The sequence below is a fragment of the Nocardia arthritidis genome (assembly GCF_011801145.1).
GTDB lineage: Bacteria > Actinomycetota > Actinomycetes > Mycobacteriales > Mycobacteriaceae > Nocardia > Nocardia arthritidis_A.
Genome location: NZ_CP046172.1, coordinates 201,942 through 222,390, shown reverse-complemented (window position 1 = coordinate 222,390; position 20,449 = coordinate 201,942). Strand labels below are relative to the sequence as shown.

Sequence of the window (20,449 nt, the reverse complement as noted above, 5' to 3'; positions counted from 1 at the left end):
CCCCGCCCCGCAACAGTTCGGGACGGGGGCCGCCTTTTCAATCAGGCCAATTCTGGTCAGGCGGAGCGGGCTTGGTCCTGTTCCTCGAGCCGAGCCCGGACGAAGCGCGACACCCGGGCCAGCGCCGCCCTGCCCTCCGGCAGATTCGGGAAGATGCTCATGAAGGCGTGCACCTGACCGCGCCACAGCTCGAGCGTATTCGGCACACCGGCGGCGGTGAGCCGTTCGGCCATGAGTTCGCAATCGTGCCTGAGGATTTCGTCCTCGGCGGCGATCAACAGCACCGGCGGCAGCGCGGCCAGCGCGCCGTTCACCGGCGAGAGCAGCGGGTCGAGCGCACCGCCCACCTCGGCGCCCATCCGCACCACCGCGGCCAACGCGGACAGCGGGATATAGGGATCGCGGGTGACGTTGACGTGATCGCGCTTGGCCGCGTAATCCAGGTCGAGCAGCGGGCTCAGCCCGATCAGCCCGGCCGGCGCGGGCAGGCCCGCCTCGATCGCGCGCAGCGCCGTGGCGAAACTCAGGTATCCGCCTGCCGAATCCCCGGCGAATACGATGCGCCCCGGATCCGCGCCGTGCCGCAGCAGCCAGCGGTAGGCGGTCATGCAGTCGTCCACCGAATCGGTGATGCGCCGACCGGGCAGCTGCCGGTATTCGACGTTCACCACCGGCAGCCCGATGCGCCGCGCCAGGCTGGCCGCGATCGGGCGATGCGTGCGCAGCCCGCATACGGCGAATCCGCCGCCGTGCAGGTACAGCATCGCGCCGTGCCGCAGCGCCCGCGCCGCGCCCGACGGACGCAGGATCTCCATTCGGAAACCGTTGAGCGCCACCTGTTCTCGTTCTATTCCGCGCGGTTGCGGCCGCAGCCGGGCCAGACCGGATATCGCGGCGGCGCCGATCGGAATGGTCGACCTATTGATCGGGGCGACCCGCAGCGCGGGCCGGATGACACCCTGACAGGTCGCGAGCAGAACCCGTGCCGGGGCGCTGGGCCCATCCGGATTCATGACGGTGCCGGATCCCCCGGGGCCGATTGCTGACATCGCGCACCTACCTCACTGGCGCGCCGAGACCGCCCAGGATCTCCGGATCGATGTCGGCGCTGACATCGCACGGGTTGTATTCGGTGACAACACGTGTCATCAAGAACACCACGTCCACTGTGACCTACGCAACAACAATCGCCCCCGTGATCAATTCGTCGGCGAGTCGGAACCTCCCCGAGCCGGAACCGACAGACACTGGCAGACTGCATGGTCATGCGCGGAATCATCTTGGCGGGCGGCACCGGGTCCCGGTTGCACCCGATCACGCGCGGCGTCAGCAAGCAGCTCGTGCCGGTATACGACAAGCCGATGATCTACTACCCGCTCAGCACGCTGATGCTGGCGGGCATCCGGGACGTCTTGGTGATCACCACACCGGAGGATGCGGCGGCGTTCGCCCGGCTGCTCGGCGACGGCAGCCAGTTCGGCCTGTCCATCAGCTACGTCGTGCAGCCCGAACCCGACGGCCTGGCTCGGGCCTTCGTACTCGGGGCCGCCCACATCGGCACCGACTGTGCGGCACTTGTACTGGGCGACAACATCTTTCACGGCCCCGGCCTCGGCACCGGGCTGAGCCGCTTCGCCGGAATCGACGGCGGCGCGGTGTTCGCCTACTGGGTTTCCGATCCGACGGCGTACGGCGTTGTCGAATTCGCCGACGGCAAGGCCATTTCCATCGAGGAGAAGCCGAAGGCGCCGCGCTCCAACTACGCCATCCCCGGGCTGTACTTCTACGACAACGACGTGGTGGAGATCGCGCGCGGGCTGACGCCGTCCGCGCGCGGCGAATACGAGATCACCGACGTGAACCGGGCCTACCTGGAACAGGGCAAGCTGCAGGTCGACGTGCTGCCCCGCGGTTCGGCCTGGCTCGATACCGGAACCTTCGACTCGCTGCTGGACGCCGCCAATTACGTGCGCACCATCGAGCAGCGACAGGGCCTGAAAATCGGTGTGCCGGAAGAGGTCGCCTGGCGCATGGGCTTCATCGACGACGAGCAGCTGCGCGTACGGGCCGAGGCGCTTGTCCGCTCCGGCTACGGCACCTACCTGCTCGGCCTGCTGGATCGTGGACGGGACTAGGTATGGAATTCCGTGAGATGTCCGTCCCCGGCGCCTGGGTGATCACCCCGCGCCAATTCGGGGACGCGCGTGGCACTTTCGCCGAAACGTTCAAGGCAACCGAATTCGAGAAGGTGACCGGGCGCGAGTTCGAGCTGTGCCAGGTGAATCTGTCGGTCTCCGCTGCGGGCGTGCTGCGCGGCATCCACTACACGGAAGATCCGCCGGGACAGGCGAAGTACGTGTCCTGTGTGCGCGGCGCCTTCCTCGATGTCGTGGTGGATCTGCGCCCCGGCTCGCCGACGTACGGGCGCTGGGACAGCGTGATTCTCGACGATGTCGACCGGCGTTCGATATTCCTGGCCGAGGGTTTGGGGCACGCGATCCTCTCCCTGGAGGACGACTCGACGGTGACCTACCTGTGTTCGCTGGAGTACACGCCCGAATTCGACAGGGAGATCGACGCTTTCGATCCGACGCTGGCCATCGAATGGCCGACCGTCGGCCGGGACGGTAAGCCGCTCACCTTCATCCGTTCGGCGAAAGACAGTGCCGCCCCGCCATTTTCGTGAAGATAACCGAACGCCCCCACCTTCCGACGTAGGTGGGGGCGTTCGATTTTGTCGGCCGTGAGGGGTTTCAGCCGACGAGTTCGAGTTCCTTTTCGGCGGCGACCTTTTCGGCCTCCTGCCTGCGGAACTTCGGGGCGAAGGCCAGCAGCGCGACCAGCGCACCGACGATGGAGACGCCTGCCGCGAATTCCAAGCCGGGACGGTAGGTGTCCAGCATCGCCGCGGGCGAGGTTTCTGCGTGCGTGCCCGAGGTGACGATGGCGGTGGTCACCGCGAGCACGATGGCCGCGCCGACCTGCATCGAGGTCTGCAGCACGCCGGCCGCCAGACCCTGCTCGTCGTCATCGATACCGCTGGTGGCCTGGATGTTGATGGCCGGGAAGCCGACCCAGCCGATGCCGATCAGCAGCACCGCGGGCAGCAGCATCGACAGGTACGACGGCGCGGTGTCCAGCCGCAGGAACAGCAGGTAGCCGATGGCCATGACGACCATGGTGACGGCGATGATCGGTCCGGTGCCGAAGCGGTCGACCAGCTTGTCGGAGACGAAGGCCGATGCGACGACGAGCAGACCCACCGGCAGTAGCGCGAGCGCCAGGTGCAGCGGCGACCAGTGCAGGGTGTCCTGCAGGTAGAGCGTGGTGATGAACTGCCAGCTGAAGTAGGAGCCGCCCACCGCGATGATGGCGAGGCTGGCCCGCACCAGCGAGGACTTGCGCAGGATGCCGAGCCGCACCAGCGGGTACTTCACCTTCTTCTCCACCGCGACGAAGCCGGCGAACAGCGCGGCCGTCAGCACGAACGAGCCGATGGTGCGCAGCGAACCCCAGCCGACCTGCGGCGCGGAGACCACGGTGTAGACCAGCAGCAGCATGCCCGCGCTGGACAGCACCGCGCCGAGGATGTCGTGTCCGCCCTCTTCGGCGGCCTCGTCCTTGGGGACCAGGAAGGTGGCGGCGACCAGTGCGGCGATCGCGATCGGCACCGGGAGCAGGAAGGTCCAGCGCCAGCCGACGCCGGTCATCAGGCCGCCGAACAGCAGGCCCATCGAGTAGCCGCCCGCACCGAATACGGTGTAGATGGACAGCGCCTTGTTGCGGGCCGGGCCCTCACCGAAGTTGGTGGTGATGATGGACAGGCCGGTGGGCGCGGTGAACGCGGCGGCCAGACCCTTCACGAAGCGCGTGAGGATCAGCAGCGGACCGGAGCTGACCAGTCCACCGGCCAGCGAGGCCAGCGCGAAGACGGCGAGCGCGATCAGGAAGACCTTGCGGCGGCCGAGCAGGTCGGCGGTGCGGCCGCCGAGCAGCAGCAGTCCGCCGTATCCGAGGACGTAGCCGCTGACCAGCCACTGCAGGGTGGAGGTGGTGAGTCCGAGTTCGGTGCCGATGGAGGGGAGCGCGACGCCGATCATCGAAACGTCGAGGCCGTCGAGGAAAAGAACGATGCAGAGCGTGATCAGCATGCCCCAGAGCCGTGCGGACCATCTGGTCGGATCGGTCGCCGTCGGGGCGGCCGAGAGGGTTGCTGGTGAAGTCATGGCGGGAACATTACATGCACGCGCATTAAATGCCAACACATTAAATGCAGTTGCATGGATGGCCGGTGATCACTAGGATGGGCACATGTCGAAGCCGTCAATGATTGACGCCGACGTCTGCAAGTCGGAGGCCCCAGTGGTCCGGCGCGCCACAGGGCACACCGGACTGGTGGCGGAGTGGCGCGAACTGCTCGACCGACACGCCCTCGTCAGCTGCGCACTCGAAAAAGAACTGCAGGGCAGGCACCGAATCGGGCTCAGCGAGTTCGAAACGCTCGACCGGCTGGTCGACGCCGATTGCGGCAACTATCGAATGAGCGATCTGGCCAACGACATCTATCTGAGCCAGAGCGCGCTGTCCCGGGCCGTCGCCCGCTTGGAGAAAGACGGCCTGGTCGCGCGCAGTATGTGCGCCGACGACCGGCGCGCCGTCTTCGTCTGCCTCACCGACAAGGGCCGCGAGGTGTATGAGCAGGCGCTACCGACGCATCGGGAGACCCTGCACCGCTTCTGGTGATCAGAACCTGCGCCGCGCGGCCTCGACGGCCGGGCGCGCATCGGCGGCGACCGCCTGAGTATTCGCGAAAGCCTTTCGGTACCGGTCGATTTCGTGTTCCTTGTCCAGGTACACCGGACCGGTGAACGCCTCGACGTAGACCACCGGCGGCTCGGCGAGTTCGCCCGCGCTGCGCTCCGGGAACTCCAGCAGCACGAACGGACCGGCGTCCATCCCGTCGTGGTAGCCCGAATCCGCGGGCACCACCCGAATGCGCACATTCGGCAGCTCGGCGAGGGCGAGCAGGTGGTCGAGCTGTTCGGTCATCACCTCGGCACCGCCGATGTGCCGCCACAGCACCGACTCGCCGATCACCGCGTCCAACCGCAGCGGGTTCGCGGCGCGGGTGAGCTGTGCCTGGCGCGCCACCCGCAGCTCGATCCGGCGGGCTACCTCGGCCTCGGACAGCTCCGGGCGGGATGCGGTGAGCAGCGCCCGGGTGTACGCCTCGGTCTGCAGCAGGCCGGGCACCAGCTCGTTCTCGTAGCTGGACAGCCGCTCGGCCGCCTCCTCCAGGCCGATGTACACCTCGAAGCCCTCGGGGATCACCTCGCTGTACGCGGTCCACCAGCCGCGCGCCTTGGTCTCGCGGGCCAGCGCGGCCAGCGGTTCGACCAGATCGGTTGGCGCGCCGTAGATCTTGCACATGGCCTCGACATCGAGACTGCGCAGCGAGGTCTGCCCGGTTTCGATGCGCCAGATCTTGGCCTCGGACCACTCGAGCTGCTGCGCCGCCATCCTGGTGGTCATCCGTGCGCGATTGCGCAGGTCACGAAGGTGTCGGCCGAGCTGTCGACGGGGCATGGTCGACCCCGTGATGCCCTGCGGTAAAGCCATGCTTCCCCCTAATCCGTGCGCGGATCCGCGAATCTCCCGTATTCGCAGGATGGCGCTTGTCGAAGTGCGTACCAGATCTGAACATCCGGATATTCGAAACGCATTGTTTCACAGTTGAACTGGTCATGGTTACGGTAGGTGGCGCAGGTACGCCACTGTCGTCGCAATGCCGAACAGGTTTGGCACACCTGGCATTTCGGCGGCTACTTGCGCGGACCGCGCTTGCGGAACCGCCAGAACTGCACCGCCCGAACGTCCTCGGAGAGCTGGTTGACCGGTTCGGCCACATCCGACAGTGCCTGAAACAGGTCGTCGGCGAGTTCGCTGATGTGCTCGACCCGGCTCGCCAGCAGCGCCGCGTTCACCAGGAACTCCAGCATCAGCCGGACGGCGGCGGCGATGGTCAGCGCCAACGGCAGCGCGATCAGCGCGGCGAGCACCCCGAGCAACACCGAATGCCGCCATATCAAAACCGTCAGCGCGATCGGCGTGCCGAAGGCGAAGGCCAGGCCGAGTATGTAGGCCAGCGGCAGCAACGTCACCGTGGCCGGACGGCGGAACTGCACGTCGAGCAGTCCGCGCGCCGCTTCGACGCTCCACACCCCGAACGCCCGCGGGCTGCGGAAGGGTTCGGCGGGCGGCTCGGGCGCGACCGCGGCGCGGGTGAAGCGCCGGGCCGCGGATTCCTTCCAAGTAATCCAACGAGATTCGGCTACGTACTCCTCCGAATCCGGCACGGCGCCGTCGGACTCATCGGTCATGCCGGAATCCTCCCCGTATTCCGCTGCCGAAGCCAGTCGAATTCGATAGCCATCGGCTACCAAAACCCTAGTGAATGAGACGAATACAACACTCGTGAAGAAAAACTGTTTCAGCGCGTAACACTGCCGACCTCGCGACCCGATAGCACCCATGAAGCAGGACCCAGATCTATCGGGGAATGGAGATAACAGTGCGTACGACGTTTCCGACTTCCATCTCGGCGGCGGACATGACCGCTGCCGCGCAGGACTACACCGAGCGCGGATGGACGGTTGCCGAAACGGCCAACGGGCTCTGCCTGATCACCGATGCCGATCTCTCGGGCATCGAGGTCTGCGGCGAGCTCGCCGGCGAGGTGCGCCGGTTCCTCCGGGCCAACAACCTCTCCGGCCCGGTCATCGAGATCCCCGGCCCGGAGCGCCGGGAGATCCACCTGGTCACCGCGGTCGGCAAGGCGGCCATGGCGATCGAGGCGCTGCGCGAGGCCGGCGCGGTCGTCTACACCGACGGCGCGGGCATCCCGCTGCCGCCCACCCAGCTCTCCGCCGGCTCGGCCTGCTGGGGCATCTCGCCCGCCGAGGCGCGCTGGCTGCCGCCGGTGGTCGCGATCGGCGCCGCGGTGCGCTCCGCCCGCGCCAACCGCCGCACCCGGCTCACCTCGGTTGCCTGCTGAAGAGCTGAACCTCCAGCCATAACCTGCTGAATCGGCCCACTCCGCGACGGGCCGCCACAGACCGATACCCCCGGGGTATCGGTCTTTTCGGGTTTGCCGCGTAGCGATGTGTTTCAGATCTCCCGATCGTGCGGGAGCATTAGCTATGGCCCGGAACCTGTTGCGCACCTGTCCACTGTGTGAGGCCGTCTGCGGTCTCGAGATCAGCATCGACCCCGACGACCACGTCACCTCGGTGCGCGGTGACAAGGCGGATCCGTTCAGCAACGGGTTCATCTGTCCCAAAGGCGCCAGCCTCGGACATCTCGACGAGGATCCGGACCGGCTGACCGAACCGATGATCCGGGACCGCGCGACCGGCGCGTGGCGCACCGCGGGCTGGGCCGAGGCGTTCGAACTCATCGCCGAACGGTTCGCCGCGGTCGTCGGCGAATACGGGAAGCAGTCCGCCGCGCTGTATCTGGGCAATCCCAATGCGCACACGGTCGCCGGTGCGCTGTATGTCCCGGTGCTGGCCAGGGCATTGGGGTCGCGCAATATCTACTCCGCGAGCACCGCGGACCAGATGCCGAAGCAGGTGGCGAGCGGCCTCATGTTCGGTGACCCGCTCACCGTGCCGGTGCCCGACCTCGACCGCACCGACTATCTGCTCATGCTCGGCGCGAACCCGCTGGAATCGAACGGATCGCTGTGCACCGCACCGGATTTCCCGGGTCGATTGAAGGCGCTGCAGCGGCGCGGCGGCCGGTTCGTCGTCATCGATCCGCGGCGCACCCGCACCGCGAAGCTGGCCGACGAACATCTGTTCATCCGCCCGGGCAGCGATGCGTACCTGCTGTTCGGCATCGTGCACACGCTTTTCGCCGAGGGCTTGACCGATGTGCGGGTCGAGGCGAACGGCCTGGACGAGGTGCGGGCGGCCGCCGCGGATTTCCCGCCGGAGGCGGTCGCCGCCCGCACCGGCATACCGGCCGAGACCGTCGTGCGGCTCGCCCGCGAACTCGCGGCCGCGCCGACCGCGGCCGTCTACGCCCGAATCGGCACCTGCACAGCGGAATTCGGCACGCTGACGCAGTGGCTGGTCGACGTGCTCAACGTGCTCACCGGAAACCTGGACCGGCCCGGCGGCGCGATGTTCGCCACCGCGGCAACCGGTGGGATCGCGCGCAGCAAACCGTTCCGCGTCGGCCGCTGGACCAGCCGGGTGCGCGAATTGCCGGAGGCCATGGGCGAGCTCCCGGTGGGCACGCTGGCCGACGAGATACTCACCCCTGGCGAAGGTCAGGTGCGCGCGCTGATCACCGTCGCGGGCAATCCGGTGCTCTCCGCACCGAGCGGCGCCCGCCTCGACACGGCCTGCGCCGAACTGGAATTCATGATCAGCGTCGACCGCTACCTGAACGAGACCACCCGGCACGCCGACGTCATCCTGCCGCCGCCGCGCACCCTGCAGTCGCCGCACTACGATTTCGCGCTGTTGCAATTCGCGGTGCACAACTACGCCAGGTACTCGCGGCCGCTGATCCCGCTCGGCGATCGCCCCGGCGAATCCGAGATCCTGGCCAGGCTGGCGGCCGCGGTACAGGGGCAACCGCATTCCGGCACGGCGAATCCGCTCGCCATGGTGGATGAGCTGATCATCGCGACAACGCTGCAGAAGGCGGGTCTGGCGCAGCGCCGCGGCGAATTGCTCGGCGCCGACAGCACCGAGCAGCGAATCGATATGATGCTGCGCCTCGGGCCGTACGGTGAATGGGCCGGTGGCGAGCTGAATCTGCAAGTGCTGCTTGATAATCCGCACGGCATCGACCTCGGCCCGCTGCGGCCTCGGCTGCCCGGCGCGCTGCGTACCGAATCGCGCCGGGTGGAGCTGGCCCCGCGCGAGTTGCTGGACGATGTCGCGCGGTTGCTGGCCCGGCTGGCCGATACCGCACCGGATGTCGTGCTGATCGGGCGGCGGCAGCTGCGCTCCAACAACAGCTGGATGCACAATGTCGCGACGCTGGTCAGCGGCTCGAATACCTGCACGCTGCAGATCAATCCGGCCGATGTGGATCGGCTCGGGCTCGGTGGGCACGCGGTGGTGAAGTCTGCCGCGGGTACGCTGACGGTGCCGCTGGAGCCGACCGAGGCGATCATGCCCGGCGTGGTGAGCCTGCCGCACGGCTGGGGTCACGCCGACAGCGCGCAGGCGGTGGCCCGCGCCCACGCCGGCGTCAATGCCAATGTGCTGACCGATGATTCGGTGCTGGACGTGCCATCCGGCAACGCGGTCTTCAACGGCGTACCGGTGACGCTGACCCCGGCTCCCCCGCCTCTCCGCGTATTTTCGCCGGTCGTAAGAGCCTCTTGAGTCCCAAACCGGGCTGACGGCCAGGCGCAACAGGACTTTTGGGCGTCCCCGACGAGTTACCCATGTTCTCACGAAATCAGTGGTACTGCCCCAATCAACAATCCGGCCGGTCGGATTCCGGCTAACATCCGGAATCCCTTGCGCTAACAAAGCATTCGGTGCATTCTCAACATGGATTTCGTAGCTTTGCTCCGTAAAGTCGAATAAAATGGACCGGGATTCGGCTTACCGGCCGGTTCGATGGCGAATCGGCGGTATCCGAACTCCAGCTACTCGAGGGGGCTCGATGCCCGGTATGCGATGCGGCAGTGACGGCGAACGCGACCTGCAGGACAGGTACGGTTCGCAGGACCGAGCCCAGCGCTTCTACGACGACCAAGTACTCGATCACCTGAACCGCACCATGATCGATTTCATCGCCCGGATGGATATGGCCTTCATCGCCACCTCCGACAAGCACGGCGAATGCGACGCAAGCTTCCGCGCCGGACTACCCGGCTTCCTGCACGTCATCGACGAACGCACGATTGCTTATCCGGAATATCGCGGCAACGGCGTGATGGCGAGCCTCGGCAATATTCTGGAGAATCCGCACGTCGGCATCCTGCTCATCGATTTCGTGCGGGACCTGATCGGCCTGCACATCAACGGCTCGGCCCGGATCATCGAGGACGAGGCGCTGCGCCGCAGTGCACCCGGCCTGCCGGAGCGGCGCAGCCTGCGCGGCCGCATCGCCGAACGCTGGGTGGTGGTCGACGTGGAAGAGGCATATATCCACTGCCGCAAGCACATTCCGCATCTGGTGCCGGCCACCCGCGAGGCGCGCGAGTGGGGCACCGACAGTCCGCGGGCCAAGGGCGGTGACTACTTCGGCGCGAAAGCCGAAACACGCCGAGCGGAACCGGCCATGGCCCCATAAGACCCGTCCGCGGGCTCCGACCTCATGCTCGACCGGCCGACGTGCTTGCAACGACGCCGCGGCGGTCACCAGCCGCACATGAGCCACCGGGGCCCGTGTTCGATCCCAAGCTACCGCCTTCGGGCCTGACGCTCGCGCCGCGCGTCAATGGATCTTGAAGATCACCGCACGCTGCACCACGAAATTGATGACCGTCGCCGTGCCCTGAGCGACGCAGAACGCGAAGATCTGCCGCCACCACGCCTGCGGCAACGTGTCGTACAACACGGCGTTGATACCCACCTGAACAGCGAACGTGATGGCGTAGAGGATCACCACCGCGACGAAGCGGGCCCGGCTCGGCTCGGCCTTGAACGTCCAACGGCGGTTGATCAGATAGGCCGTCGTCGTACCCGCGATGAAGCTGATCGACTTCGCGATCTCGCGCGGCAGCCCGATCAGATTGAACAGCAGGCTGTACAGCCCGAAATCGACGATCGCGGAGAACCCACCGGTCAACGCGAACCGGATGATCTGCGTTTTCAGATCGACATCGGTACCGCCCGGCTCGTCGACCAGCGGCAGTTCTACCGGCAGCGGCAGATGTGGTTCGGCAGGCACGCCGACGAGCGTAACGCCGACCCCGGGTGTGATGCGGATCCGATACCGGGGAGTCAGTAGAGAGCGGCCCCAGAACGCGTCATACCTGTAGCCTCTATCCCGATGTCCACGAAAGCTGCCCGCCCGTCGCCCGACCCCTCAACGGATCGCTCCGCGATGCGGCATTCGATGGCCCCCACCCAAACCGACACCGCCGCCGAGGGCACGTCCGCACTGCCCACGCAGGCCAGGTCGTTGACGGGCTGGGGTCGCACCGCACCAACCACCGCCGAAGTGCTCTCGACCAGCGATCCGGAGCTGATCGCCAAGGCCGTCGCCATGGTCGCCGAGGACAACGACGCCAAGCCCGTCCACCTGCGTCGCGGCGTTATCGCCCGCGGCCTGGCCCGCTCCTACGGCGACAACGCCCAGAACGCGGGCGGACTGGTCATCGACATGACCGCGCTGAACAAGATCCACCGCATCGACCGCGATTCCCGCCTGGTCGACGTGGACGCGGGCGTGAACCTGGACCAGCTGATGAAGGCGGCGCTCCCGTTCGGCCTGTGGGTTCCGGTGCTACCGGGCACCCGGCAGGTCACCGTCGGCGGCGCCATCGCCTCCGATATCCACGGCAAGAACCACCACAGCGCGGGCAGCTTCGGCAACCACGTGCGCTCGCTCGATCTGCTCACCGCCGACGGGCAGGTGCAGCACATCACGCCGAAGCGCAACGCCAAACTGTTCTGGGCCACCGTCGGCGGCTGCGGACTCACCGGCATCATCCTGCGCGCGACCATCGAGATGACGCCCACCGAGACCGCGTACTTCATCGCCGACGGCGATGTGACGCCGACGCTGGACGACACCATCGCCTTCCACAGCGACGGCTCCGAGGACCGCTACGAATACAGCTCGGCCTGGTTCGACGCGATCAGCCCGGCGCCCAAGCTGGGCCGGGCCGCCATCTCGCGCGGCAACCTGGCCAAACTCGACCAGCTGCCGAAGAAGTTGCGCAAGGATCCGCTGCGGTTCAACGGGAAGACCTTCCTGACGCTGCCGGACGTCTTCCCGAACGGGCTGGCGAACAAGTACACGTTCTCGCCGATCGGGGAGCTCTGGTACCGCAAGTCGGGCACCTACTGCGGCAAGGTGCAGAACCTGACGCAGTTCTATCACCCGCTCGACATGTTCGGGGAGTGGAACCGCGCCTACGGCAACAAAGGGTTCCTGCAGTACCAGTTCGTGGTGCCGCCGGAGTCGGTGGACGAATTCAAGCGGATCATCGTCGATATCCAGCGGTCCGGATTCTATTCGTTCCTCAACGTTTTCAAGCTGTTCGGCCCGGGTAACCAAGCGCCGCTGAGCTTCCCGATGCCGGGCTGGAACATCTGCGTCGACTTCCCGATCACGGCCGGACTCAACGAGTTCGTCAGCGGATTGGACAGGCGCGTACTGGAATTCGGCGGCAGGCTCTACACCGCGAAGGATTCGCGGACCACCGCGGAGACCTTCCACCAGATGTACCCGCGGATCGACGAGTGGATCAAGGTCCGCCGAAGTGTCGATCCCACAGGCGTTTTCATGTCCGACATGGCGAGAAGGCTGGAGCTTCAGTGATCAATGCCGTTGGCAACCCCCAGTCGATTCTGCTGCTGGGCGGCACCTCCGAAATCGGTCTGGCGATCTGCGCCGAATACCTGCGCAAGGGTCCGGCGCGGATCATTCTGGCCGCGCTGCCCGGCGACCCGCTGCGCGAGGACGCCGTCGCGCAGATGAAGGCGGCCGGGGCGAGCGAGGTCCAGGTCATCGACTTCGACGCGCTCGACACCGAAAGCCATCCGAAGGTCATCGACGAGGCGTGGGCCGCCGGTGATGTCGATGTCGCCATCGTCGCCTTCGGCATCGACGGCGACGGCGAGGTGTTCTGGCAGGACCAGCGCAAGGCCGTGCAGATGGCCGGAATCAATTACACCGCAGCGGTTTCCGTCGGCGTGCTGCTCGGTGAGAAGATGAAGGCGCAGGGCTACGGGCGGATCATCGCCATGTCCTCGGTGGCGGGTGAGCGGGTGCGCCGGTTCAACTTCGTCTACGGCTCGACCAAAGCCGGTCTGGACGGGTTCTACCTGGGCCTCGGCGAGGCGCTGCGGCCGTTCGGCCCGCGGGTGCTCGTGGTGCGCCCCGGCATGGTGCGCACCAAACTGTCCGCCCACGCCAAGGAGAACGGACTCACCGTCAACAAGGAAGACGTTGCGACGCTTGCCGTTTCAGCCTCCGACAAGGGCAAGGAACTCATCTGGGTCCCCGGCCCCATCCGCTTCGTCATGATGATCCTGCGCCACGTCCCGCGCCCGATCTTCCGCAAGCTGCCGATCTGATCAGGGCAGAGGTACCCTGGCGGTCATGACAGCGGCCTACGAGCATATGGATTTCCGCGAGCTTGTCGGTCTACTGACCGAGGAAGAGCAGGAGGATCTTCGTCCAGTCGTGCTCAGGCTTGTCGCGAGCCATGGCCGCCTCGTCGAAACGAAGTCAGAGGCGACGCCCCCCAGGCGTCGCCTCTCCTTCGAAGGTATAGCCGAAGCCGCGCCCGATTTCGCTGCCACTTCCCAGGAGGTTCTCTGGCGCGAACTCGGCGGCCGTGAATGATCGTCTGCGACACCGGGCCGCTCTTGGCGGCCGTTAATAGGCGTGATCACGATCATGCGGTCTGCGTCGCGATGCTCGGCGACGAACCCGGCCCGCTGGTCGTTCCGGCAACCATCGTGACCGAGGTCTGCTACATGCTGTCGAAACTCGGGTCCGAAATCGAGGCGCGTTTCCTACGCTCGTTGGAGGCCGAGGAACTTCGGGTAGAACCGCATACTCCAGCCGATTACGGCCGAATGGCGGATCTGGTCATCAAATACGGCAACTTCCCGCTCGGCGCAGCCGATGCATCAGTCGTCGCCGTGGCGGAGCGCTTGGGTATCGCCAGAATTGCGACGCTGGACCATCGGCATTTCCGGCAGATCGCGCCGAAACACTGCGATGGATTCGAGCTGGTGCCTGGCGAAGACGCACTCGCCAGGCACCGGTGACGCGGCCCGGTGTGCGCTGAGGAGAAGGCTCCGTCCGGTAGTGCCCACTAGGCTGACTCGGCGAAACAACCAGTCGAGAAATCCGGAGGCGGAGTGCGCGTGATCGAGCAGGTTCCGGTCCGAGGGCGGACGTCCCTGTTGGCCCGGCAGGCCGGTGGTGCGCTCGGTGAGGCGGTGCTGGCGGCGGTTGTCGCGGTGGGGGTGACCGCGGTTGGGCTGATGGCGTTTTCGATGGTGCACTGGCCCGCGTTCAACTCCTCCAATGTGACTCGGGCGTTGACGACGGTGGGGCAGGTCTTCGCGGCGGTGCTGGTGATCGCCGCGATCTGGCTGACGCGGGTGCGGCGGTGGCCGTGGGTGGCGAAACTGCTGACGTGGGGCGGGATTTCGACGTTCGTCACGGTGACGCTCGGCATGCCGTTGGCGGCGACGAAGCTCTACCTGTACGGGGTTTCGGTCGATCAGGAGTTCCGGACCGAATATCTGACGCGGCTCACCGACAGTGCGGCATTGCACGATATGACCTACGCGGATCTGCCGCCGTTCTATCCGGCCGGCTGGTTCTGGATCGGCGGGCGGGTCGCGAATCTGCTGGGCATGCCGGGGTGGGAGGCCTTCAAACCGTATGCGATCGGGTCGCTCGCGGTGGCCTCGGTTATCGGATATGTGCTGTGGTCCAAGCTGATTCGCGCGGAGTGGGCCATCGCGGTGAGCGCGACCGTCACCGCGGTCGCGGTCGCCTATGCCGCGCCGGAGGCGTACAGCGCCGTGCTGGTCATCCTGTTGCCGCCGGTGCTGGTGCTCGCTTGGGGGGCGCTGTATCGACCACTGGAGCGGTCGGTTTGGCGTGATCCGGCCTCGGTCGAGATGGAAACTGTTGCGGCAGAGGTGAATTCACCTGCAACCGATGCGGTCAGCGGCACCGCGGGCGGTTGGGGCGCGGTGGTCGGAACCGGCCTGTTCATCGGCCTGTCCGCCACGTTCTACACGCTGTACACCGCGGTCGCGGCCTTCGCCGTCGTACTCATGGCGCTCATCGCGGCCGGGCTGGCCGTGCGGGCCAGGTATGTCGCGAATCAGGCTCGGCGCGAAGGAGATTCGGGCTCGGCATGGCGGGCGGCAGCGCAACCGATCCTGCGGCTGATCGTGATCGGCGCGATCGCGATGCTCATCGGGTTGATCGTGTATGTGCCCTTCTTGATCGAACTGCTCGGCGGCGGCACCCGGTTCAAGGGTTCGGCGTTCCACTACCTGCCCGAATCGGGCGCCGAACTCCCACTGCCGATGGTGGATTTCTCACTGCTCGGCGCGCTGTGCCTGCTCGGCACGGTGTGGCTGGTGCTGCGCGCGGGCTCGTCGCGCCGGGCGCAGTCGCTCGGCATCGGCGTGGTCGCGATCTACCTGTGGACGCTGCTGTCGATGGTCGCGACGGCGGCGGGCACCACGCTGCTCTCCTTCCGGCTCGAGCCGGTCCTGCAGGTGTTGCTCGCCGCCGCGGGCGCATTCGGTTTCGTGGAGGGCGCGCGCGCCATCTATCAGGCGCTGAACGAGCCGCCCCGGTTCCGCGCGTTGGCCGCCGCCTTGGCCGTCCTCGGCGCGCTGGCGTTCACCCAGAACATTCCGCGGGTGCTGACCGCGGAGATCACCGTCGCGTACACCGACACCGACGGCAACGGCGACCGTGCGGACAAACGCAACCCGTCGCCGGTGTGGTTCTATCGCCAGATCGATGCCGCGCTGCAGGCCCAGACCGGCCGCCCGCGCGCGGATTCCGTTGTGCTGACCGCGGATACGAGCTTCCTCTCCTTCTACCCCTACTACGGCTTCCAGGCGCTGACCTCGCACTACGCCAATCCCCTCGCCGATTTCGCAGCCCGCGCCGACACCATCGGGCGGTGGAGCAAACTCGACTCGTCCACGGCACTGCTCGACGCGCTCGGCAAATGTCCGTGGCGAGCACCCGACGCCTTCCTGTTCCGCCGCGCCGGCGACGAATACACCCTGAAACTGTCCAGGGACGTCTATCCCAACGATCCGAACGTCGAGCGCTACACGGTGAGCTTCCCGAAGAAACTGTTCACCGACCCGCGCTTCACCGTTACCGATATCGGCCCGTTCACCCTGGTCACGGTCCGGTAGAGCACCGAGCCGCCAGGATGCGCCACGACAGGGAGACGACGTGTGGGTCCGGGATGTCGACGACCTCCACTGACCGCGAAATGCGCCGCGCTGGCGGGAAACGCAGCGACGGATGGATAGCATCAACGTCCGTGCGACCGGACCCCGCAAATCGAGCGTTCACCCGTAACCGCCTGATCGCCATCGTCACCGGCTTACTCGGTTTCGTGCTGGCGCTGCTGACCCCGCTGCTGCCGGTGCGCGAGGACCGGGCGACGCTGGATTGGCCGCAGGCGGGCGATCCGAGCGTGACAGCGCCGCTGGTCTCCTATGTGCCGCTGCGGCTGGACGCGACGCTGCCGTGCTCGCTGCTGCCCGCGATCGGGTCGGCGGGGACGGTCGTTTCGACGGTTCCGGTGGCCTCCGGCCAGGCGGCCACCAAGGGTCTGATGGTTTCGGTGGCCGACGGGACACTGTCGGTGCTGCTGCGCGATATCCCGATGCTCTCCGCCTCGGTCGCGGAGCTGGCCGGCTGCCAGCACATCGCCATCAGCTCCACCGATGCCGCGACCACCGTCGAATTCGTCGGGGCACACCGGTTGGACGGCACCGCTTTCCGCAATACCGTTGCCCGGGATATCCGCCCGCAGGTGGTCGGCGTCTTCACCGATCTGAAGTCCGATCAGCTCGCCGGCGCGAAAATGCACATCGACATCGATTCGCGCTTCTCCTCCACCCCGACCTGGCTGAAGCTCGCGGTCATGATCGCGGCGGGCGTCTGCACCGTCATCGCGCTGATCGCACTGCATCTGCTGGACACCGTCGACGGTCGCCGGGCCCGCCGTTTCCTGCCCGCGCACTGGTGGCGATTCACCGCCGCCGACGCCGTTGTGCTCGGCACGCTGCTGCTGTGGCATTTCATCGGCGCCAATACCTCCGACGACGGCTACATCCTGAATATGGCCAGGGTTTCCGAACCGTCGGGCTATATGTCGAACTACTACCGCTGGTTCGCGGTGCCCGAGGCGCCCTTCGGGTGGTCGTACGAGGTGCTGGCGTGGATGACCAGGGTCACCGACGCCAGCCCGTGGATGCGGCTGCCCGCGCTGGCCGCAGGCATCACCTGCTGGCTGGTGATCAGCCGGGAGGTGTTGCCGCGCTTGGGCGCTCGGGTGCGGCGCAACCGGATCGCGCTGTGGACAGCGGGTTTGGTGTTCCTGGCGTTCTGGCTGCCGTACAACAACGGCCTGCGCCCGGAACCGCTGATCGCCGCGGGCGCGCTGCTCACCTGGTGCGCCATCGAGCGCGCCATCGCCACCGGCCGCCTGCTGCCCGCCGCGGCCGCGGTGCTCATCGCCGCCTTCTCGCTGGCCGCGGGCCCGACCGGATTGATCTGTGTCGCAGCGCTTATCGCTGGTTCGCGGCCGGTGCTGCTGCTCATCATCAAGCGGGCCCGCCTCGGGTCCGGACCCGCGATCTTCCGGTATGCCGCGCTGCTCGCACCGGGGCTGGCGGCCGGAACCCTGGTGCTCGTGGTGGTTTTCGCCGATCAGACGCTGGCCACCGTGCTGGAGGCCACCCGAGTGCGCAAGATCATCGGGCCGAACGTGGCCTGGTTCGACGAACGCACGCGGTGGGATTCGCTGCTGATGCTCTCCCCCGACGGATCGCTGGCCCGGCGCTTCGGCGTGCTCGTCATGCTGCTGTGCCTGCTGGTCTGCGTGCTGCAGGTGTTGCGCAAGAGCCGGATTCCCGGCACCTCGCGCGGACCGTCGGTGCGGATACTCGGAATCGTCTTCGCCTCACTGGTTTTGATGATGTTCACGCCGACCAAGTGGACCCACCACTTCGGTGTGTACGCCGGGCTGGCCGGATCGCTGGCGGCGCTCGCCGCTGTCGCGGTGGGCAGCAACGGAATTCGTTCACCGCGCAACCGGGCGCTGTTCGCCGCCGCGGTGCTCTTCCTGCTCGCGGTGACGTTCACCGGCCCCAACGGGTGGTGGTACGTCTCTAGCTACGGTGTGCCGTGGTTCGACAAGGCGCCGCTCATCGCCGGTAAGGGCGTATCCACGCTGTTCCTCGGGTTGAGCGGGCTCGCGCTGCTGTGGGCGGTGTGGGAGCACTACCGCGAGCCCTACCGCAACGACAGGGAAAAGGGCACAACGCGTTTCGACCGTTTCGCCTCGGCGCCACTGACCATCGCCGCGGCCGTGCTCGTGCTGTTCGAGGTGGCCTCGCTGGCCAAGGCGGCGGCCGTCCAGTACCCGGCCTACTCCGTCGGCAAGCAGAACTTCGAATCGGTCGCAGGCAAACCGTGCGGGCTGGCCGACGAGGTCCTGGTGGAAACCGATACCGCCGACTCGCTGCTGTCACCGTACAACGCCGCTCCCGCCGACGGGTTGTACGCGCAGTCAACGGGTTTCACGCCCAACGGGGTCGCCACCGATCTGACCGCCGACGCCGACGAGACCGTCACCGGCGGCGCCAACTCGATCGACTCCAACTCCAAGAACAAAACCACCCGCACCACCGGCGCGGGCACCGGCGGCGGCACCACCACCCAGGCCGGAATCAACGGCAGCACCGTCGCGCTGCCGTTCGGCTTGGACGCGGCCCGCACGCCCGTCATGGGCAGCTATATGACCGATGAGCAGAAGGTCGCCACCCTCACCTCGCACTGGTACCGCCTCGATCTGAACAGCGTGCGCAACGATCCCGCGTACAAGGTGCTCGCCATCACGGCGGCGGGCCGCATCCACTCCGTCAACTCCGACGGTGTGAGCACCTATGGCGCGGATCTGAAACTCGAATACGGCGTCCGAGACGCGGATGGAACGGTACGCACCCTCGGCTCGATCCTGCCGCTGGATATCGGTCCCGCACCGTCCTGGCGCAACCTGCGGGTGCCGCTGGACAAACTGCCCGCCGAGGTGAACGCGGTGCGCCTTGTCGCCGAGGACCGCGACATCACCCCGCGGATCTGGCTGGCCGTAACCCCGCCCCGGCTGCCGCGCCTGGCGACGCTGAATTCCGTTGTGAAACCGGATGATCCGAAGGGCTCCGGCGATCCGGTGCTGCTCGACTGGCACGTCGGCCTCGCCTTCCCGTGCCAGCGTCCGTTCAACCACCACGACGGCGTCGCCGAGGTCCCGAAGTGGCGCATCCTCCCCGACCGGGTCGGCCAGGACGCCGCCAACGCCTGGCAGGACGATATCGGCGGCGGCCCCCTCGGCTGGACCGGCCTGCTCCTGCGCTCCCAAACCGTCCCCGCCTACCTCGACCACAACTGGTCCCGCGACTGGGGCTCCCTCGAAAAATTCACCCCCTACGCCAAAAACGCCACCCCCGCCCAAATCGCCGTAACCGTCGAAACCCGTTCCGGCTGGGCCAAAGACGCCCCAATCCGAGTGAAGTAGGTCCGCTGGGGCATCTGCCGCCGATGCCCCAACCACCTCGGATGATGCGAATTTGCTAATACCGTAGACGTATCATTGACTCGATCGCTAAGGTCGGCGAACATGCGGGTGGGTGTCTACATCGACGGATTCAACCTCTACTACGGCGCGCGAAATCAGTGCGGCCGTGGCACTTCCGGCTGGCGCTGGCTGGATTTGCGCGCCCTTGCCACCAATGTGGTTGCGGCCCAATCCGCCTGGGTTGACGCAACGATTCACCGGGTGGTCTACTGCACCGCTCGAATCCTCCCCAGAGACAATCGAGAGGGAGCGCAGGAACAGGATGTGTACCTGCGTGCACTGCAGCGCGCGGGGTCCATCGATGAGTTGTCCCTCGGCACATACGTCCACCGTGCGACGACAGCGCCGCTGGCCAAGCCTGGAAAGAGCGGCCGCCCGGAACTGACTCATCCATCGTGGCCAGTGATGATCAAGAACAAGCACGGTGCCGACGAGCCGGACGCAGTATTCATGGTGTCGATTGCACGGCGCGAGGAGAAGGGATCGGACGTCAACGTCGCATCCCATCTCCTATTGGACGTGTTGCAGAACTCAGTCGATGCCGCTGTAGTGATCAGCAATGACAGCGACCTTGCGTTCCCTCTTCATGAAACTCGCAATCGCGTCCCAGTCGGAACAGTCAACCCGAGCTCGGCATATCTCGCTGGCGCCCTCCGTGGGATGCCAGCAGATGGCGTTGGCAATCACTGGTGGTACCAATTGACATCGAATGATTTTCGAGCTGCACAGCTCCCATCTACAATCGACCACCTTCGAAAGCCCCCACCTTGGTAAATCGTGGCGAAGTTGCGGTAATCGTCAACCTGGGACATAATGGGTTCATACCACCCGCCCTCTTAGGGGGCGGGTTTTTCTTTTGGGCCGCAGACC

18 protein-coding genes are annotated in these 20,449 nt (G+C 66.6%); 13 read left to right on the top strand and 5 right to left on the bottom strand.

The features are described from left to right. Positions 1 to 56: 56 nt before the first annotated feature. Complete coding sequence (locus F5544_RS01000; RefSeq protein ID WP_167471430.1) at positions 57 to 1,049, bottom strand: alpha/beta hydrolase; 993 nt, start codon at positions 1,047 to 1,049, stop codon at positions 57 to 59. A 216-nt stretch (positions 1,050 to 1,265) separates the two neighbouring features. Between F5544_RS01000 and rfbA the strand changes: the two genes are divergently transcribed. Beyond that, positions 1,266 to 2,135 (top strand): glucose-1-phosphate thymidylyltransferase RfbA, encoded by an 870-nt coding sequence (gene rfbA / locus F5544_RS00995; RefSeq protein ID WP_167471429.1) that lies wholly within the window; start codon positions 1,266 to 1,268, stop codon positions 2,133 to 2,135. A gap of 2 nt (positions 2,136 to 2,137) precedes the next feature. Next, the gene (locus tag F5544_RS00990) at positions 2,138 to 2,686 is read left to right on the top strand and encodes a dTDP-4-dehydrorhamnose 3,5-epimerase family protein (RefSeq protein ID WP_167471428.1); all 549 of its coding nucleotides are present in this window, start codon (positions 2,138 to 2,140) and stop codon (positions 2,684 to 2,686) included. A 67-nt stretch (positions 2,687 to 2,753) separates the two neighbouring features. Here the strand turns inward: F5544_RS00990 and F5544_RS00985 are convergent, their stop codons facing one another. After that, complete coding sequence (locus tag F5544_RS00985; protein WP_167471427.1) at positions 2,754 to 4,226, bottom strand: MFS transporter; 1,473 nt, start codon at positions 4,224 to 4,226, stop codon at positions 2,754 to 2,756. An 85-nt stretch (positions 4,227 to 4,311) separates the two neighbouring features. Here F5544_RS00985 and F5544_RS00980 point away from each other — a divergent pair, with 85 nt between their 5' ends. Next, on the top strand, positions 4,312 to 4,743 hold the full coding sequence (locus tag F5544_RS00980; protein ID WP_167471426.1) for a MarR family winged helix-turn-helix transcriptional regulator: 432 nt from the start codon (positions 4,312 to 4,314) through the stop codon (positions 4,741 to 4,743). Here the strand turns inward: F5544_RS00980 and F5544_RS00975 are convergent, their stop codons facing one another. Together F5544_RS00975 and F5544_RS00970 are read right to left on the bottom strand one after the other, a co-directional pair. Next, the gene (locus F5544_RS00975) at positions 4,744 to 5,586 is read right to left on the bottom strand and encodes a helix-turn-helix domain-containing protein (RefSeq protein ID WP_275107006.1); all 843 of its coding nucleotides are present in this window, start codon (positions 5,584 to 5,586) and stop codon (positions 4,744 to 4,746) included. Positions 5,587 to 5,822: 236 nt separating this feature from the next. Next, positions 5,823 to 6,380: a DUF4282 domain-containing protein gene (locus tag F5544_RS00970; RefSeq protein WP_167471424.1), complete on the bottom strand. Its 558-nt coding sequence runs from the start codon at positions 6,378 to 6,380 to the stop codon at positions 5,823 to 5,825. A 191-nt stretch (positions 6,381 to 6,571) separates the two neighbouring features. Here F5544_RS00970 and F5544_RS00965 point away from each other — a divergent pair, with 191 nt between their 5' ends. The 3 genes from F5544_RS00965 (at position 6,572) to F5544_RS00955 (ending at position 10,326) form a co-directional block, all read left to right on the top strand. Next, on the top strand, positions 6,572 to 7,054 hold the full coding sequence (locus F5544_RS00965; protein ID WP_167471423.1) for a hypothetical protein: 483 nt from the start codon (positions 6,572 to 6,574) through the stop codon (positions 7,052 to 7,054). 145 nt (positions 7,055 to 7,199) lie between these two features. Next, on the top strand, positions 7,200 to 9,407 hold the full coding sequence (locus F5544_RS00960; protein ID WP_167471422.1) for a molybdopterin-dependent oxidoreductase: 2,208 nt from the start codon (positions 7,200 to 7,202) through the stop codon (positions 9,405 to 9,407). Between the two features lie 286 nt (positions 9,408 to 9,693). Further along, positions 9,694 to 10,326 (top strand): pyridoxamine 5'-phosphate oxidase family protein, encoded by a 633-nt coding sequence (locus tag F5544_RS00955; protein ID WP_167471421.1) that lies wholly within the window; start codon positions 9,694 to 9,696, stop codon positions 10,324 to 10,326. Positions 10,327 to 10,470: 144 nt separating this feature from the next. Here the strand turns inward: F5544_RS00955 and F5544_RS00950 are convergent, their stop codons facing one another. Then, positions 10,471 to 10,926, bottom strand: a complete 456-nt coding sequence (locus F5544_RS00950) for a GtrA family protein (protein WP_275107005.1) — start codon at positions 10,924 to 10,926, stop codon at positions 10,471 to 10,473. 168 nt (positions 10,927 to 11,094) lie between these two features. Between F5544_RS00950 and F5544_RS00945 the strand changes: the two genes are divergently transcribed. The 7 genes from F5544_RS00945 to F5544_RS00915 all read left to right on the top strand — a co-directional run bounded on the left by F5544_RS00945 (position 11,095) and on the right by F5544_RS00915 (position 20,353). Then, on the top strand, positions 11,095 to 12,525 hold the full coding sequence (locus F5544_RS00945; protein WP_167478890.1) for an FAD-binding oxidoreductase: 1,431 nt from the start codon (positions 11,095 to 11,097) through the stop codon (positions 12,523 to 12,525). Continuing rightward, complete coding sequence (locus F5544_RS00940) at positions 12,522 to 13,283, top strand: decaprenylphospho-beta-D-erythro-pentofuranosid-2-ulose 2-reductase (protein ID WP_167471420.1); 762 nt, start codon at positions 12,522 to 12,524, stop codon at positions 13,281 to 13,283. Before F5544_RS00945 ends, F5544_RS00940 begins: the two co-directional genes overlap by 4 nt. Before the next feature lie 25 nt (positions 13,284 to 13,308). Continuing rightward, positions 13,309 to 13,554: a hypothetical protein gene (locus tag F5544_RS00935; protein ID WP_167471218.1), complete on the top strand. Its 246-nt coding sequence runs from the start codon at positions 13,309 to 13,311 to the stop codon at positions 13,552 to 13,554. Then, on the top strand, positions 13,551 to 13,985 hold the full coding sequence (locus tag F5544_RS00930) for a type II toxin-antitoxin system VapC family toxin (RefSeq protein WP_167471419.1): 435 nt from the start codon (positions 13,551 to 13,553) through the stop codon (positions 13,983 to 13,985). Before F5544_RS00935 ends, F5544_RS00930 begins: the two co-directional genes overlap by 4 nt. Positions 13,986 to 14,084: 99 nt before the next feature. Next, on the top strand, positions 14,085 to 16,124 hold the full coding sequence (locus tag F5544_RS00925) for a galactan 5-O-arabinofuranosyltransferase (RefSeq protein ID WP_238847029.1): 2,040 nt from the start codon (positions 14,085 to 14,087) through the stop codon (positions 16,122 to 16,124). An 80-nt stretch (positions 16,125 to 16,204) separates the two neighbouring features. Next, positions 16,205 to 19,519 (top strand): arabinosyltransferase domain-containing protein, encoded by a 3,315-nt coding sequence (locus tag F5544_RS00920; protein WP_167471417.1) that lies wholly within the window; start codon positions 16,205 to 16,207, stop codon positions 19,517 to 19,519. 102 nt (positions 19,520 to 19,621) lie between these two features. Continuing rightward, positions 19,622 to 20,353 carry an NYN domain-containing protein gene (locus F5544_RS00915; RefSeq protein ID WP_167471416.1) on the top strand — a complete coding sequence of 244 codons (732 nt, stop codon included), beginning with the start codon at positions 19,622 to 19,624 and terminating at the stop codon, positions 20,351 to 20,353. Positions 20,354 to 20,449: the final 96 nt, after the last annotated feature.

Coding starts and splice junctions, on each gene's coding strand:
- F5544_RS01000 (WP_167471430.1), bottom strand. CDS start 1,049: ATGTCAGCAATCGGCCCCGGGGGATCCGGCACCGTCATGAATCCGGAT.
- rfbA (WP_167471429.1), top strand. CDS start 1,266: ATGCGCGGAATCATCTTGGCGGGCGGCACCGGGTCCCGGTTGCACCCG.
- F5544_RS00990 (WP_167471428.1), top strand. CDS start 2,138: ATGGAATTCCGTGAGATGTCCGTCCCCGGCGCCTGGGTGATCACCCCG.
- F5544_RS00985 (WP_167471427.1), bottom strand. CDS start 4,226: ATGACTTCACCAGCAACCCTCTCGGCCGCCCCGACGGCGACCGATCCG.
- F5544_RS00980 (WP_167471426.1), top strand. CDS start 4,312: ATGTCGAAGCCGTCAATGATTGACGCCGACGTCTGCAAGTCGGAGGCC.
- F5544_RS00975 (WP_275107006.1), bottom strand. CDS start 5,586: ATGCCCCGTCGACAGCTCGGCCGACACCTTCGTGACCTGCGCAATCGC.
- F5544_RS00970 (WP_167471424.1), bottom strand. CDS start 6,380: ATGACCGATGAGTCCGACGGCGCCGTGCCGGATTCGGAGGAGTACGTA.
- F5544_RS00960 (WP_167471422.1), top strand. CDS start 7,200: ATGGCCCGGAACCTGTTGCGCACCTGTCCACTGTGTGAGGCCGTCTGC.
- F5544_RS00955 (WP_167471421.1), top strand. CDS start 9,694: ATGCCCGGTATGCGATGCGGCAGTGACGGCGAACGCGACCTGCAGGAC.
- F5544_RS00945 (WP_167478890.1), top strand. CDS start 11,095: ATGGCCCCCACCCAAACCGACACCGCCGCCGAGGGCACGTCCGCACTG.
- F5544_RS00935 (WP_167471218.1), top strand. CDS start 13,309: ATGACAGCGGCCTACGAGCATATGGATTTCCGCGAGCTTGTCGGTCTA.
- F5544_RS00930 (WP_167471419.1), top strand. CDS start 13,551: ATGATCGTCTGCGACACCGGGCCGCTCTTGGCGGCCGTTAATAGGCGT.
- F5544_RS00920 (WP_167471417.1), top strand. CDS start 16,205: ATGCGCCGCGCTGGCGGGAAACGCAGCGACGGATGGATAGCATCAACG.
- F5544_RS00915 (WP_167471416.1), top strand. CDS start 19,622: ATGCGGGTGGGTGTCTACATCGACGGATTCAACCTCTACTACGGCGCG.